Below are 14,497 nucleotides of genomic sequence, written 5' to 3'. Positions count from 1 at the left end.
CCCCGGGGGGCGGGGGGGGGGGGGGGGGGGGGGGGGGGGGGGGGGGGGGCGGGGTGGGGGGGCGGCGATCGCGGCCGTGGCCGGATGGGGGTTCCACCGGGTCTTCCCGTCGGACGGGCTGCTCCTGGCGGTCGTCCCCGCCGCCGTGGCCCCCGCCGTCGCCGCCGCCCTCGTCCACCGCCGCCCCCTCTTGCTGGCCCTGGCCCTCGACGTGCTGCTCTGGCTGGCCGGCACCGTCCCCCTCTACCGGGCACTCACCCCCACGGTCCTGGCCGACGTGGCCGGCGCCTGGCACACGCTGCTCACCACCCTCCTGCCCGCCCAGCCGGAACCCCGGCTGCTGGTCCTCGTGCACACCCTGGTCTGGGCCGCCGCCACCATCGGCGCGGAGATCCTGACCCGCACCAGGACCAGGATCGCCGCCGCCCTGCCCGCCCTCGCCGTCTACGGCGTGGCGCTGCTGCTCGGCGTGGACGGCGAGGGCTCCAACCTCCCGGTCGCCGCCGGGCTCTTCATCCTGATCGCCGCCCTCGCCCTCCTGCGCGACGGCCGCTCGCCCGTCTGGCTGCTCACCGGCCTTCCCGCGGCGGCCGCCCTGGCCGCGCTGGCGCTGGTCGCGGGGCCGCTGCTGCCGATGGCCGCGCAGCCGTACAACCCCAGGAACGACGTCGAACTGCCGCCGCCGGCCCGCGTGGACAGCGTCAGCCCGCTCGACCGTGTCTCGGCGTGGCTGCAGATCCCCGACCGCGACCTGTTCACCGTCAGGACCGACAAGCCGCAGAACTGGCGGCTGGCCGTGCTCGACCGGTACGACGGCGTCCGCTGGACCTCGGGCGCCCGCTTCCAGCCCACCGGCGGCCGCGTCCCCGAGGGCGAGTGGACGGGCGCGGCGGAGGTCGTCCACCAGCAGGTGACCTTCGGCGGACTGCCCGGCACCTGGCTGCCCGCCGCCGAACGCCCCGAGAAGGTCACCGGCGTACGCGGCCTGGCGGTGGACCCGGGCAGCGGCGCCCTGCTCGTCGCCGAGGGGAAGACGGGCAAGGGATTCGGCTACCAGGTGACCTCCCGCGTGCCCAAGCCGTCCAAGGACGACCTGCTCGCCGCCACCCCCGTACGCGATCCCGCCCTGACCGCCTTCCCCGACGGCCCTCAGGAACGGCTGTTCCGCCGGCTCGCCCAGCAGGCCGTCAAGGGCGCCGACGCGCCGATCAGGCAGGCGTACCGCCTGCAGAGCTACCTGCGCAGGAACGCCAGCTACGACGTCACCGCGCCTCCCGGGCACTCGCTCAAGGGGCTGGAGTTCTTCCTGCAGACCACTCATCGGGGGACGTCGGAGCAGTTCGCGGCCACGTTCGCGCTCATGGCCAGGACTCTGGGGCTGCCGTCGCGGGTGGTCGTGGGGTTCCGGCCCGGGCAGGCGTCCGGCGGGGAGTATCACGTTAAGTCCGGACATGTCATGGCGTGGGCGGAGATCGAGTTCGAGGGGCTGGGCTGGCGGCCGTTCTATCCGACGCCGGGGCGCAGCGGGGCCAAGGACGACCACGAGGTCGTCTCGTCGGCGATCGAGGAGAGCGAGGAGTTGGAGGGGGAGTTCGCCAAGGGCGGCAGCGACCGGTCGCGGCAGTCCAGGCCGCAGCCCACGGGGAACGGCGAACAGGCCGATTCCGGCCCGCCGGTCTGGGTGATCACGGCGGTGGCCGCGGGCGGGTTGCTGGCGGCGTACACGGCGGTGATCGTCGTGGTGCCGTGGCGGCGCAGACGTGGCCGCCGCCTGGCGCAGGGGCCGGAACGGCGGGTGCTCGGGGCGTGGCGGCAGACGTGCGACGACCTGGGGTTGCGGGACGAGCCCGCGCTGACGGCGGAGGACGTGCTGTCCCGCCAGCCCGCCGACATCTCACCCCATCTGCGGCCGTTGGCCGAAATTTCGAACTTCGTCCGGTACGCCCCCGAAACCGGCACCGACGTGGCGGCCACCGAAGCCTGGCGGCACAGCGACGCCATCCGCCGCATCGTCCGCGCCCGCACCCCCTTCACCACCCGCCTGCGCGACCGCCTCCTCCTCCGGTAGCCCATGAGAAGCGTCGAGGCCCAGTTGCTGCACCGCCCTCCCGGACTGACGGCGGGCGAGATCGTCCGCCATCTGACGGCCGTCCAGGCTCAGGACATGCCCTCCGCCCTGCTCGCCTTCCGCGCCCGCTCCGCCAGCCTCACCAGGGCCGACGTCGAGGCCGCCGTACAGACCCGCGAGATCGTCAGGACGTGGGGCCCGCGCGGCACCCTCCACCTCGTGCACGCCGACGACCTCCCCTGGATCAACGCCCTCACCAGCAGCGCCACGAACGCCACGCGCCGCCTGGCGGAGGAGGGCGTCACCGGCGACTACCTGCTCGCCCTCATCGACCGCGCCCTCGCGGGCCAGGGCCCGCTCACCAAGGCCGACCTGGAGGAACGTCTCGCAGGCCGGGCTCGTGGCCAGGGCGTCGTGCACCTGGTGGCCCTGGCCGCCCACCACGGCCTGGCCGTACTGGGCCCGATGCGCGCGGGCAAGCCCACGTACGTCCACGCCGCCGACTGGCTCGGCGCCCCCGTCACGCCCGAGCCCGACCGCGAACGCGCGCTGAAGGAACTGGCCGTCCGCTACCGCCGCGCCCACCACCCCGCCGCCCCCGAGGACCTCGCCGCCTGGTCCGGCCTCCCGCTAGGCCAGACCCGCGCGGCCTGGGCCATGAGCGCGGCCTCCACGCCTGTCCCACGTACGGAACCTTTCGTCCGGCTCGCCCCCGCCTTCGACGAATACCTGATGGGCTGGCGCGAAAGGACGCCGAACCTGACCGCCGAGCACGCGCGGAAGGTCTTCCCCGGAGGCGGCGTCCTGCGGCCCGTCGTCCTGGTGAACGGCCTGATCGAGGGCGTGTGGACGCGGAAGGGCACGCGCGCGAGCGTGGAACCGTTCGGCGAACTCCCCGCGGGAACGCTCGACGCGGAGATCGCCGACGTCCACCGCTTCCTCAGCGCGGAGACGGGGGCGTGAAGCCAAATCGGCGTATCGGGTGATTAGTCATGAGCACCGATACACCGGAAGGTTGCACATGACAGGGGAGAGCATCGCGGCCATGATGCCCTGGGCGGCCCGCGCGCCGGGCACACTGGCGGACGAGGCCAGGTTCGAGGCGGCGTTCGAGGCGCACTTCAGCGAGATCCACGCCTACGTCGCCCAGCGGGTCGGCCCCGGCCACGCCGAGGACATCGTGGCCGAGACCTTCCTCACCGCGTTCAGGAAGCGCGCCCAGTACGACCCGTCCCGCGCGGGGGTGCGGGCCTGGCTGTACGGCATCGCCACGAACCTCGTCGGCAAGCACCGCCGCCTGGAGGCCCGCACCCTGCGCGCGCTCGCCCGCTGCGCCCCCGACATCGACTCGCCGGGGCATGAGGAGACGGTCGCGGTACGGGTCAGCGCCCAGAGCCTGCGGCCGGAACTGGCCGCCGCCCTGGCCGGGCTGGACCGGCGCGACCGCGACGTCCTGCTGCTGGTCGCGTTGGCCGGGCTCAGCCACGACGAGATCGCCACGGCGCTCGGCATCCCGTACGGCACCGTCTGCTCCCGGCTGAACCGGGCCAGAAGGAAACTGCGGGCCCTGCTCGGGGAGGTGGCCGTCCATGGATGAGCTGATCCGCGAACTGTACGGGACTCCCCGCGAGGACCCGCGGGCCCGGCACCGGGTCTGGCGCAAGGTGGCGGCCAGGCGCCGGCGCGGGCGGCTGACCTGGCTGGCGATCCCCGCCACCGCGGCACTGACGGCGATCCTGCTGACCGTGCTCCCCGCCGGCGACCCGCCGCCGGTCCCCGGCCGCTCGATCCTGCTGACGGCCCCCGCCTCCGCCGCCTCCGCCGCGTCCGGTGGCTCCGGCGGCTCCGGCCGCGCGTACTGGCACGTCAGGAAGCAGCGTGACGGCGGCCCTGAGACCGCGCTCTGGGTGAACGCGCGGGGCCGGGCGTGGACCTTTGAACGTGGCCGGGTCAGCCGGGTCACCGGCCGGCCGCCGTTCAGCATGGGCGGGCGCGGGATGACGTACGAACAGATCCAGGCCCTGCCCGCGGAGGCGGGCGCTCTGCGCGACCACGTGGCCGCGATGTTGCCCGGCGGCTCACGCGCGCTGCTCGCCGACGCGCTCAGCGGCCTGCTCTGGACCAAGCCGTCGGCCCCCGGGGTGCGCGCCGCCGCGTACCGAGCCCTGGCCGACCTGCCCGAGGTCCACTACCTGGGGGCCGCCACGGACCCGAGGGGGCGCGGCGGGCAGGCGTTCGCCTACGCCCTGCCCTCCGGGGTCAGGCGCACGCTGATCATCGACCCGGCCTCCTCGCAGGTGCTGTCCAGCGCCGACAGCGGCCAGGGCGGCCGCTCGGAACTCATCCTGACCGCCGGCTGGACCGACCAAGGCCCGCCGAACCTGCCCTGACCTCACTTCCACCCGCCGCAGCAGCCCTCTACGTGGACCTCGCACGGGTGACCCCCGGCTGGGGGCGGATGGACCGGCACGGGCGACCCCGGAAGGGGCGGATGGACCGGTTCGGGCGACCCCGGTAGAGGGCGGGTGACCCTGGCAGGGGCAGGCCCTGCGCAGGGGTTGGCATGTGCGCATATCCCGAAATTTCACTAGTTGGAGCATGACGACGTGTTCTGGCGTGCCCGCACGACCTCAGGCAAGGCCATCTGCCTGAGCGACCAGTTCCCCGGGATCAAGGTGGAGGAGGTGATGCGCGGCCAGGTGGCCTTCGTCGGCCTGCCACCGGTGGACCTCGGCACCGGCGAGATCGACTGGACCGCGAACCCGCACGGCAACCGTTCCTGGGCACTCAACCTGCACGCCCTGCGCTGGATGGGCCGGCTGGTCGGCGCGTACGAGCAGAGCGGCGAGCGAGTCTGCCTCGAGCGCGCTGCCGACATCACCGCCCAGTGGCTGCGCGCCAACCCCCGGGACGGCGCCGGCGTCAGCCCGTGGGCGTGGGCCGAACACGCCGTCGCGCTACGCGCCCCCGCCCTGGTCTGCCTCAGCGAACACGTACACACGCGTCCCCTGTGGGACTCCCTGGCCGAGCACGGGCAGGTCCTGGCCAACCCGGCCCTCTACCGCGAAGGCCACAACCACGGCCTGGACCAGGACATCGCCCTGTTAGTTGTGGCCTGCCGCCTGGGCCGGGCCCGCTGGCGGGACCTCGCCGTACGCCGGATGACCGCCTCCGCCGAACTCGCCATCGACGCCCAGGGCGTCCTGCACGAACAGGCCCCCCGCTACGGCCTCTACGTCCACCGCCGCCTCGGCGTCGCCCTGCGCGCCATCCGCGAGAGCGGCACCGAGCCCCCTGAACGCCTGCTGGCCAGACGGCGCGCCCTGGAGACCTACGTGGCGCACGCCACCCAGCCCGACGGCCGCCTCGTCCCCATCGGCGACAGCCCCGCCGACACCCGCGCGGACGGCTTCCCCCACTCGGGGCCGACGGTGCGGGTGTTCGACGGCGGCTACGTCTTCGGCAGAACCGCCTGGAACGACCCGGACTCCGCGTACTACTCGATCAGATTCGGCCCAGGCCGCCGCCTGCACGGCCACGAGGACCACCTGGGCATCACCTACTCAGCCCGGGGCCGCCGCATCCTGGTGGAGACCGGCTTCCACTCCTACGAACGCACCGGCTACGTCACCTGGACCCGCTCACCCGAGGCCCACAACGTCCCCATCCCGACCGCCGGCACCTTCCACCCCGGCACCCCCACCCACCTGCTCTCCTCCGCCATCACCCCGTCCCGCCAGTCCTTCGACCTCGCCGACGAGGCGTACGGGGTCCGCAGAACCCGCCGCGTCCTGATCAACCACGGCCCCGATTGGATGGCGATACACGACACGGTCGCCTCAGGCACCCTACGCAGCACCTTCCACCTCGACCCCTCCCTCAAGCTCCTGTCCCGAGGCGAGGGGGCGGTGGTGCTGGGCGACGACGGGGGCTTCCACGTCACACTCCTGCATTTCCCCGGAGAGGGAGAAGCGATAAGGCCCGGGCTGGTCTCCACGGGCTACCTACGAACGGCCGAGAACGTCACCGTTTTGTCGCCGGAGGCACAGAGCGTACTGACGGTGATCGTGCCGCACAACGGCTAAGTCAGCAGGAGGGGTTTGAGTTGGCGAAAGAACTCGGTCGCATCTGCGAGGGAGTCGCGGCCCGGAGCGCCTTCGACAAGATTGATCGTAAGGAGACGCTTGTAGTCGGGGGTCCATCCGTAGACGAAGGCGATGACCTGGTCCTGCGCGTTCTTTCGCCGCGCTGCGAACCCAGGGCCCAGAGCTCCGGGCAGATCATTGCCTTGTGTGGTCGTCTTCGTTTTCTCCAAGCCTTCAGGGCTGATAGGCGAGGGGTCAAAGACTTCGATCAACAATCCTTCCTCGTCTTTGATGCCCGACCCTTTGCTCACCGTGCACGACTCGAAGTGCCGGCCCATGTCCGTCTTCGTGCCGAAAGCTTTGTAATCGGTGAGACCTGTGGCGATTCTGATGGCCTGCGCAGAGATCAGGCCACATTCTCGTGGGCTGGAGGTTACATTCCCCAGAGGACGAGTGTCAGGCGGTGAGGCTGCGGGCGTCGAGCATCCCGCCACCAGTACAAGTATGGCTTGAGTACAGGCCGGTGCCAGGATGACTCTCATGAACCGTGTCCGGAGTAATACTTCTTGGCGCTGCTGAAGCCGATGTCGATTGCTTCGTCCGGTCGGCCGAAAACGCGGCCGGTGGCATTGAGCTCCAGCCATTCATGGTAGGCGTTACTTTGGTCATCGTTCATTTCGTGGCGAGAACGGATTCTTCCGTCGGAGATAAAGTGACCCGGCCTGCCGGGAGAGAAGTCCTTATGGTAGTAGGGGTGTGTTCTGCCGGGGGCGGATGCGTTCCCGAAAAGACCATGACGCATCATCGCTGCCACGGTGAGATCGGTGAACATGCTCTGGGTCACTCTCAGGGCGTCGTCAGCGCTCGCGCGGCTGCGCTCCTCCCCGTTCGTTCTGAGGTTTCGAAAGATTGTCGACTTGGCGGACAGGGCCATGAAGCCGACAAAGGCGCCCTGGGGCGTCGGCGCCAGTCCGACGGCGGTATCGGCCAATTCCTTGAAGGCGGTGAAACGTGCGTCGTTCTCCTTCGCCTCTTCGATGTCGGCAATGTTGGCCGCATCGGCGATCACCCACGTGGCTCTGCTGAGGCTCCGTGCGGCTCGGGAGAATTCGGCGCCTCCCCCACGTGTCATGCGGTCTTCGAGTATATCCTGCCGTATGACGTTCAGTTCGTCCTCTGTTGCTTCGGGGTGCCTCCGCCGCCACGCCGCGAGGTCGGCTTCAACTTCTTTTGCTATTTTGCCGGCGACCTCGTCCAAGATCTCAACGGAATACAGCCCGTGCGCCGCGGCCACCGCCTCGAACACATCATCCTCTTCAAAAGCCCATGTCATCGCATTCTTGACCTCCTTCGCGTTGAACCTGGCGCCGTAGGGCTCCAAGCCGCGCAGATTCTTATCCGGATCTTGATATGCCACCACTCCGGGAACCTCTGCGCTGAACGCCCCTGTCGTACGGTGAACATCCGCGGGATACTGGGCGAGAACTCTGCCGAGATGGGTGCGGTTGAGCGGGAGGTTCGCCTGAACGTTTGGATCGCTCCAGAAATGCACGGCCCAAGAGGCGATCAGCGCCGATTTGTATCCCCGAGAATCGCCCGGAGGCAAGTCGTGATCACGAAATTCCGTGGCGGCGACCTCGATAGCCCATCCCAGTTCCCCGTCCGTCCCACCGTCCCACGGGTGCCGCCGCATCAAGTACGCCAGCGGTCGCCGCTTCGGATCGGTGAAGAAGTCCTGAGCGACGGCGGGGTGGTGGGCAAGGGCAGTGAGGGCGGTGCCCATCGCGCTGAGGTCGCCGGGTGACACGTCCCTGGGGCCGGGCCTCGACCAGGGGTCACGGGGGAGGCTCAGGTCGGGGGGATGAGCCACGTCATGGTCGTAGAGGTCGCGAACCAAGGTGAGCAGATATGTGTGGTCGAAGTCCCCGTCCTGGAGCAGCTTCTTGACCGCGAACGCATCCTGCGGGTTTTCGATGTTCTCGGCCAGCCGGGCGGCGTGGTCGTCGGCCAGCCTCATGCGGCCCACGCCGCGGGACGCCGTGCCCAGGATGGTGCTGAGTATGGTGGCGAGCCGGTCCTGGAGCGCGACGTCGTACTGGGCAGGGCGGCTCGACGGCGACAGGTCGGAGCCGTACGAGCTGACGATCAGGGCCTTGAGCTCGCGTGGAGGAATCTCCGTGATGAAGGCCAGGGCGAAGTAGGGGTCGTTCTTGTGGCGTTCGAGCAAGGCCACCGTCTCGGCGTCCAGCGAGTGGGCGCCGATCCGTTCGCGGAGCCTCGTGGCCAGGAGTTCGGCGGAGGCCGCGCCCTCGGCCGGAGACGCCGACAGCCAGGCCGAGTCGTTGGCCCAGAGAGCGCCGCCCGTGTCCGGCTTCTGGTCGGGGGTGGCGAGGATCAGGTCGAGACGACCCTGCAGCGTGGGAATCTGGTCGTGCAACTGGCGGGCTATGACCTGAATGGGACTCGGGCCCCACAACTGGAGGCCCAGAGAAGTCAAAGTGCGTTCCAGTTGGTAGCCGAGCTCTGGGAGCGTGCTGCTGACCCGCGTCATGCCGTTGATCAGTTGGGTCATCAGAGCGGGGTCGATGCCGATCATCCTGGCGGTGTCCCGGGGCCGGTGGGATGGAGGGTGGCCAGCAGGGACAGGGCTCGGGCGAACTGGTCCCTGACGGCCCGATCCCAGGTCCGCAGGTCGGTGGCCAGGCGGTCACCCGCCGGTCCTTTGAGCGCCCCGGCGTCGACGAGACGGGCCAGGGCGATCACGTCGCCCGCATGGTGGTCGCGCAACTGTTCAATGTGCCGCCTGGCTGAGTCGATCTGTTCCTGCGTCGCCATTTCCCTGTGGTCTCGCCGATCTCCTGGAGGTGGGGGAGCTGCGCCGATGGGCATCGTAAACGCAGGTAGGGGCGGTGCGCAGGAACTCGGCGGAACGGCTATGGGGAACGGGCGTCAGAGCCAGTTGCGGCGTTTGAAGACCCGGTGGAGGATCAGGCAGACGGCGCCCATGAGGACGATGGCGAACGGGTAGCCGAGCACCCAATGCGTCTCCGGCATGAAGTCGAAGTTCATCCCGTAAATGGTGCCGACAAGGGTGGGGGCGAAGAGGATGGCGGCCCAGGCGGAGATGCGCTTGACCTCCTCCCCCTGCTGGATGCTGGCCTCCGTCATGCGGGCCATCTCCGCGTTCTGGGCCTGCGTCACCAGGGTGGAGTTGACGATCAGGATGTTCTGCAGCATCTGCCGGAACGACGAGATGCGCTCGGTCACCGTGATCGCGTGGTCGGTGACGTCGCGCAGGTAGCTCTGCAGTTCTTCGGTCACCCCGTATTTGCGCGCCCCCGCCATGAAGCCGTTGATCATGCCGATCAGCGGCGCCGTGGCCCGCTGGAACTCGATGACCTCGCCGGACAGCTCGTACACGCGCCGCGACACTGACGGGTCACCGCTGAAGACCTCGACCTCGATCTCCTCGATGTCCTTCTGCAGCCCGGCCACCACTGGCGCGTAGCCGTCGACGACGGCGTCGAGGAGGGCGTACAGGACGGCCTGCGGGCCTTGGCGGAGCAGGTCGGGGTCGGATTCCATGCGCTTGCGCACGGCCACCAGGTCGGGGGCCTCCGCGTGGCGTACGGTGATGACGAAGTTGGGGCCGATGAAGATGTGCAGCTCGCCGAACGCGACCTCCTCGGCCTCGTCCAGGTAGCGGGCGGCGCGCAGCACGACGAAGAGGGTGTCGCCGTAGCGGTCGGCCTTGGGCCGCTGGGAGCCGACGATGGCGTCTTCGAGCGCCAGCTCGTGCAGCTCGAACTCCTCGCCGAGCTTGACCAGCTCCCACTCCTTCGGCCGGTAGAGCCCGATCCAGGCCATGGAGTCGGGCATCTGCTTGAGGCGTTCGAAGGCGTCGGCGAGCGAGCCGGGGTTGTCGACCCGCTCGCCGTTCTGGTAGATCGCGTTGTCGATGACGGTGGGACGGTAGGGAGGCTCGTCGGTGGCTCGCGGGTCCATCGAGTGTTCCGGCGCTTGCTCGCGTGTGTCCGCGCCGCGCCTGAACCCCTTCACCCTGGCCATGAAACCTCCACTGTCGTGACTATGACGGACGGAACTCGTCGAGCTGCTGGGTGGCGCGGTCTCTGATGGTCTTGCGCCACATCGGCGTCCAGCCGAACAGCAGCCCGTGGGGCCGGCCCAGCGCCATCTTCGACCACCGCTTGAAGTCGAACTCGTCGTGGTGGCGCACGATCAGGCCGTCCTCGAACCTGAACAGCGCGTCGATCTCGTTGACGACCTCACGCCCGGTGCTGGAGAAGGTGTAGCGGGCGGTCCAGTGAGCGGTGCCGCTGCGGCCGTCGGCGGTGACGTCCCGGTATTCCGACTTCAGCCCGTTACGCACGCCGAGCTGCAGCCGCCACATCCTCATCACCCGGTCCCGCCCTTCGACCTCCTGGAAGATGGGATCGCCGAAGCTGACCTCGGGGTGGTAGCAGCGCTCCATGGCCGCGTAGTCCGCGCGCCCCAGAGCGTCGTAGAAAGCGCTGATGAGCGCCACGTGCCGATCGTTCACCCCTCTATCGAATCACGGCCGCACCGTTGTCCCAGCACACAGCTCGCAACCAGGCATCCCCGAGATCGAGGCGGGCCAGGGCGTCGAGCTGATGGACATAGGGGTACGGAATGGTCGGGAAGTCGCTGCCGAGCACCACCTTCCCCGCCAGACCCAGATCAAGCAGCGCGGGCCGCAGCCGATCGGGGAACGCCATGCCCCGCTCGCTGAACTCGGTGAACGCCATCGTCGTGTCCAGCGCCACCCGCTCGTAGCGCGCGGCCAGCTCGAAGAACGGGTCGTACTCGGGCATCCCGAGGTGCGCGATCACCACGCGCAGCGCCGGATGCCGGCGCAGCACCTCGCCGATCGGCTCCGCCCCGACGTAGCCTCCGGGCACGGGTACGGAGCTCGCGTGCACCACCACCGGCACCCCGGCCTCGGCCAGCAGCCCCCACGCCCCGTCCAGCTCCGGGGCACGCGGATCGAACGCGCCCACCTGCAGATGCACCTTGAAGATCTTGACCCCGTCCTCCAGCGACCGCCGCACGTACTCCTCGACCCCAGGCTCGGGGTAGAAGGTCGCCGACGGGAGACAGCCGGGTGTACGCCGGGCGAACTCCAGGGTCCAGACGTTCAGGTCGGAGGCCATGCCGGGTTTGTGGGCGTACGCGAGGGCGGGGAACGTGCGCACGCCCATCATCCGCAGCCGTTCGACCCGGCGCTCGACCGGCCAGCGGTAGGCGATGTCCCATCCGTTCCCCATGAGCGGCCCGCCGTGGGCGAAGTGGTGCCACACCCGGCGTTCCATGCGTTCGGGCAGGAAGTGGACGTGGAGGTCGATCAGGCCGGGGAGTCCGAGGCCGCCCCACCAGCCGGGCACCCGCGCGTCGGACTCGGGTTCGTCGAAGAGGGTTCCGTCCGGCGCGCCTTCTTCTGGTGCGGCGGCGGGCGTAGCCGAGGGCGTGGCTTCTGGTACGGCTTCTTCGGGCACGGTGCCGACCCTACCGACGGACTTCCGCGACCGGCAGCCGGGCCGGAGCCAGGTCGGAGCCAGGTCACCGAATCGTCCGCCGATCAAGTACGTGCCGGCCGGAAATCCCTGCCTTCACGGGCTCCGGGGAGCGGGCCGAGCGGTTAGGGTTTCTCCTCGATGGACAAGTTCTGGGCCCACCTGATCGCGGTTCAGCCCGACCCCGATCCCTGGGTGGTGGGCGTCTCGGCGCTGGCCGCCCTGCTGATCGTCGGCTTCCGCATGCCCTGGCAGGTCTCACGAGGTCTGATCACGATCGCCCACGAGGGCGGCCACGCCCTGATGGCCCTGCTCACCAGGCGCAAGCTCGAAGGCATCCGCCTGCACTCCGACACCTCGGGAGTGACCCTCACCAGGGGCAGGCCCACCGGTCCCGGCATGGTGCTGACCGCGCTCGCGGGTTACCTCGCGCCGCCGTTCCTCGGGCTCGGCGCCGCCTGGATGACCGAGCAGGGGCGCATCACGCTGCTGATCTGGGGTGTGCTGCTGCTCCTGGTCTGCATGCTGCTGCTGATCCGCAACCTGTACGGCGCGCTGATCCTCCTGGTGACCGGCGGCGCGGTGTTCGCGTTGATCATGTACGCGCCGGCCGACGTGCAGCAGGTCGTGGCCATGGTGGCGGCCTGGTTCCTGCTGTTCGGCGGGATCCGGCCGATCATCGAGCTGCAGCACAAGCGGCGCAGGCGGCAGGCCAGAGACTCCGACGCCGACCAGCTCGCCCGGCTGACGTTCCTGCCCGGCGGGTTCTACGTGTTCTTCTTCCTGCTGGTGTCGGTGCTGTCCGTGGCCTTCGGCGCATACCTCATGAACCCCCTGTGATCCCTGTATTTCGCACTAAACTCCACGGCAACAGGGGGAGATGACGTGCTGCCAGTCGAGGACGCCCCGGGGTACCGGGTACTCGATCAGGCGGGTCAGGGCGGATTCGCCGTCGTGTACCGCGCCTACCAGGAGCGCCTCGACCGCGTCGTGGCGCTCAAGGTGCTGTCCGTCGACCGGGTCGACCAGCGCACGATGCGCAGGTTCCAGCGCGAGCTGCAGCTCACCGGCCGCCTCACCGGGCATCCGAACGTGGTCACCGTCTTCGACACGGGCGTGACGAGCTCGGGCAAGCCGTACATCGCGATGGACTTCTTCGAGAACGGCTCCCTGCGCGACAAGGTCCGCAAGGAGGGGCCGCTGCCGGTGCCCGAGGTGCTGCGAGCGGGCGTCAAGCTCGCCGGCGCGCTGGCCGCCGTACACGAGGCCGGGGTGCTGCATGGCGACATCAAGCCGCAGAACATCCTCATCTCCCGGTACGGCGAGCTCGCCATCGCCGACTTCGGCGTGGCCAGAGTCGTCGACTCCTCGGAGATCTCGGCCACCTCGCAGGCGTTCACCCCGCTGCACGCCGCGCCCGAGGTGCTGACCGGCCAGCCCCACTCGGCCTCGACCGACATCTACTCGCTCGGCTCGACCCTCTACCACCTGCTCGCCGGCCAGCCCGCCTTCCACAACCCGGCCGACCCGTCGATCGCACCGCTGATGTACCGCGTGCTCAGCGTCGAGCCGCCGCCGATCAACCGCCCGGACGTGCCGCGGGCGGTGTTCGAGTCCGTCGTACGGGCGATGTCCAAGCAGCCCGAGTCCCGGTACGGGTCCGCGCGTGAGCTGGCCAGGCACCTTCAGGCGGTACAGGCGGACCTGGGCCTCCCGGTCACCGACCTGCTCGGCCAGGACTCCGGCCCCGCACCTGCCGCCGGTTTGTCCCAGACTGGCGGTGGCCCGCCGGCCACGGGCCATCACCTGCCGCGGGGCGGCGCTCTCCCTGCCACCGGTCACCATGCGCCGCAAGGAGGGGGAGCTCCCGCCACCGGCGACCATCAAGGCGCCTTCCCCGCCACGGGCAGCCAGTTGCCGCCCTTCCCGCAGCAGGTCACCGGCCAGAGCGGGGTGACGCCCGACACGGCCGCCGCAGCGTCGGCACAGGCGTACACGGCGCCGGGCCGGCCGGACGATCCGCGGTGGAGCCCGGAGTACTCAGCCTCCCGCCAAGCCCAGCCCGGTCCAGCGCAGCCCCACCAAGCCCAGCCCGGCCCCGTACACCCCAACCAAGCCGTACACCCCAACCAAGCCGTACACCCCAACCAAATCGCGCATCCCCACCAAGCCGCACAGTTCGCCCCCGCCCAGCCGGCGCAGGCCCCCTACGCCCAGGCCCAGCTCCCCACAGCCCAGCCGGCCCAGGCCCAGGGTCAGCCGAGCACCGGACACCGGAAGCCGCCCGGTTCGGCCGGCACCACCCGCGTCAAGAACGGCATCCTGATCGGCGGCGCCGTGGCGGTCGCCGTCACCGGCGGCACCGTGCTGGCGGTCTACCTGTCGCTCCAGCCGCCCTCCAGCCCCCGCGGCACCCAGGCCACCACCACGACCGAGCCCCAGCAGCGGCCCGAGGCCGACACCTCCATCGACAAGCGTCAGGTGGCCGCCCTGGCGCCCCGCCAGGTGAAGGCGGCGGCCGACCAGGGAGCGCTGGTGGAGCTGCGCTGGACCCTGCCCGCCGGCGCCCGCGACTACCCGGTGGTCCTCCAGCGTTCTCCGGTCAAGCAGGGCGAGCAGGCGATCACCGCGCTGACCACGGGCGCCACCTCGGCCAGGATCGCCGGCCTCGACCCAGACCGCGGCTACTGCTTCCTGGTCGGCGTGCCGCTGCGGATCTCGGAGAACTCCACGGTGGCCTGGTCGGCGCCGTACTGCATCAGGGGCGCACGGGCCAAGCAGAGCCAGTGACG

The 14,497-nt window shown here is 70.3% G+C and carries 13 protein-coding genes; 7 read left to right on the top strand and 6 right to left on the bottom strand.

Annotation, left to right across the window (positions count from 1 at the left end):
• The first annotated feature begins 76 nt into the window (after positions 1 to 76).
• From ABFX54_RS46235 to ABFX54_RS46215, 5 genes are all read left to right on the top strand, one after another.
• Positions 77 to 2,068: a transglutaminase TgpA family protein gene (locus ABFX54_RS46235; RefSeq protein WP_346113413.1), complete on the top strand. Its 1,992-nt coding sequence runs from the start codon at positions 77 to 79 to the stop codon at positions 2,066 to 2,068.
• Positions 2,069 to 2,071: 3 nt separating this feature from the next.
• Positions 2,072 to 3,031, top strand: coding sequence for a winged helix DNA-binding domain-containing protein (locus tag ABFX54_RS46230; RefSeq protein ID WP_346113412.1), 960 nt, complete (start codon positions 2,072 to 2,074; stop codon positions 3,029 to 3,031).
• A 58-nt stretch (positions 3,032 to 3,089) separates the two neighbouring features.
• A complete protein-coding gene (locus ABFX54_RS46225; RefSeq protein ID WP_346113411.1) occupies positions 3,090 to 3,665 on the top strand; it encodes an RNA polymerase sigma factor in 576 nt (191 codons plus the stop codon).
• A complete protein-coding gene (locus ABFX54_RS46220) occupies positions 3,658 to 4,458 on the top strand; it encodes a hypothetical protein (RefSeq protein WP_346113410.1) in 801 nt (266 codons plus the stop codon). The genes ABFX54_RS46225 and ABFX54_RS46220 overlap by 8 nt, the downstream gene beginning before the upstream one ends.
• 201 nt (positions 4,459 to 4,659) lie before the next feature.
• Positions 4,660 to 6,153 carry a heparinase II/III domain-containing protein gene (locus tag ABFX54_RS46215; protein ID WP_346113408.1) on the top strand — a complete coding sequence of 498 codons (1,494 nt, stop codon included), beginning with the start codon at positions 4,660 to 4,662 and terminating at the stop codon, positions 6,151 to 6,153.
• Here ABFX54_RS46215 and ABFX54_RS46210 read toward each other — a convergent pair.
• From ABFX54_RS46210 to ABFX54_RS46185, 6 genes are all read right to left on the bottom strand, one after another.
• On the bottom strand, positions 6,150 to 6,695 hold the full coding sequence (locus tag ABFX54_RS46210) for a hypothetical protein (RefSeq protein WP_346113407.1): 546 nt from the start codon (positions 6,693 to 6,695) through the stop codon (positions 6,150 to 6,152). The genes ABFX54_RS46215 and ABFX54_RS46210 overlap by 4 nt on opposite strands.
• Positions 6,692 to 8,749 (bottom strand): hypothetical protein, encoded by a 2,058-nt coding sequence (locus tag ABFX54_RS46205; protein ID WP_346113406.1) that lies wholly within the window; start codon positions 8,747 to 8,749, stop codon positions 6,692 to 6,694. Before ABFX54_RS46205 ends, ABFX54_RS46210 begins: the two co-directional genes overlap by 4 nt.
• Positions 8,746 to 8,988: a hypothetical protein gene (locus tag ABFX54_RS46200; RefSeq protein WP_346113405.1), complete on the bottom strand. Its 243-nt coding sequence runs from the start codon at positions 8,986 to 8,988 to the stop codon at positions 8,746 to 8,748. The genes ABFX54_RS46205 and ABFX54_RS46200 overlap by 4 nt, the downstream gene beginning before the upstream one ends.
• Before the next feature lie 114 nt (positions 8,989 to 9,102).
• Positions 9,103 to 10,221, bottom strand: coding sequence for a magnesium and cobalt transport protein CorA (locus ABFX54_RS46195; RefSeq protein WP_346113403.1), 1,119 nt, complete (start codon positions 10,219 to 10,221; stop codon positions 9,103 to 9,105).
• A gap of 19 nt (positions 10,222 to 10,240) precedes the next feature.
• On the bottom strand, positions 10,241 to 10,714 hold the full coding sequence (locus ABFX54_RS46190; RefSeq protein ID WP_346113401.1) for a nuclear transport factor 2 family protein: 474 nt from the start codon (positions 10,712 to 10,714) through the stop codon (positions 10,241 to 10,243).
• Between the two features lie 4 nt (positions 10,715 to 10,718).
• Positions 10,719 to 11,687, bottom strand: coding sequence for an amidohydrolase family protein (locus ABFX54_RS46185; protein ID WP_346113399.1), 969 nt, complete (start codon positions 11,685 to 11,687; stop codon positions 10,719 to 10,721).
• A 159-nt stretch (positions 11,688 to 11,846) separates the two neighbouring features.
• On the opposite strand from ABFX54_RS46185, the gene ABFX54_RS46180 reads away from it, so the two are divergent.
• Both ABFX54_RS46180 and ABFX54_RS46175 read left to right on the top strand, forming a co-directional pair.
• A complete protein-coding gene (locus ABFX54_RS46180; RefSeq protein ID WP_346113397.1) occupies positions 11,847 to 12,545 on the top strand; it encodes a M50 family metallopeptidase in 699 nt (232 codons plus the stop codon).
• A gap of 45 nt (positions 12,546 to 12,590) precedes the next feature.
• Positions 12,591 to 14,495, top strand: coding sequence for a serine/threonine-protein kinase (locus tag ABFX54_RS46175; RefSeq protein ID WP_346113396.1), 1,905 nt, complete (start codon positions 12,591 to 12,593; stop codon positions 14,493 to 14,495).
• Positions 14,496 to 14,497: the final 2 nt, after the last annotated feature.

The sequence above is a fragment of the Nonomuraea maheshkhaliensis genome (assembly GCF_039529435.1).
Classification (GTDB): Bacteria; Actinomycetota; Actinomycetes; order Streptosporangiales; family Streptosporangiaceae; genus Nonomuraea; species Nonomuraea maheshkhaliensis.
The sequence above is the reverse complement of the archived record's forward strand: the minus strand, read 5'-3'. Positions and strand labels throughout refer to the sequence as shown.

What these genes read in the sequence shown, in the direction of transcription:
- ABFX54_RS46230 (WP_346113412.1), top strand. Translation starts at nt 2,072, where the DNA reads ATGAGAAGCGTCGAGGCCCAGTTGCTGCACCGCCCTCCCGGACTGACG.
- ABFX54_RS46225 (WP_346113411.1), top strand. Translation starts at nt 3,090, where the DNA reads ATGACAGGGGAGAGCATCGCGGCCATGATGCCCTGGGCGGCCCGCGCG.
- ABFX54_RS46220 (WP_346113410.1), top strand. Translation starts at nt 3,658, where the DNA reads ATGGATGAGCTGATCCGCGAACTGTACGGGACTCCCCGCGAGGACCCG.
- ABFX54_RS46210 (WP_346113407.1), bottom strand. Translation starts at nt 6,695, where the DNA reads ATGAGAGTCATCCTGGCACCGGCCTGTACTCAAGCCATACTTGTACTG.
- ABFX54_RS46205 (WP_346113406.1), bottom strand. Translation starts at nt 8,749, where the DNA reads ATGATCGGCATCGACCCCGCTCTGATGACCCAACTGATCAACGGCATG.
- ABFX54_RS46200 (WP_346113405.1), bottom strand. Translation starts at nt 8,988, where the DNA reads ATGGCGACGCAGGAACAGATCGACTCAGCCAGGCGGCACATTGAACAG.
- ABFX54_RS46195 (WP_346113403.1), bottom strand. Translation starts at nt 10,221, where the DNA reads ATGGCCAGGGTGAAGGGGTTCAGGCGCGGCGCGGACACACGCGAGCAA.
- ABFX54_RS46180 (WP_346113397.1), top strand. Translation starts at nt 11,847, where the DNA reads ATGGACAAGTTCTGGGCCCACCTGATCGCGGTTCAGCCCGACCCCGAT.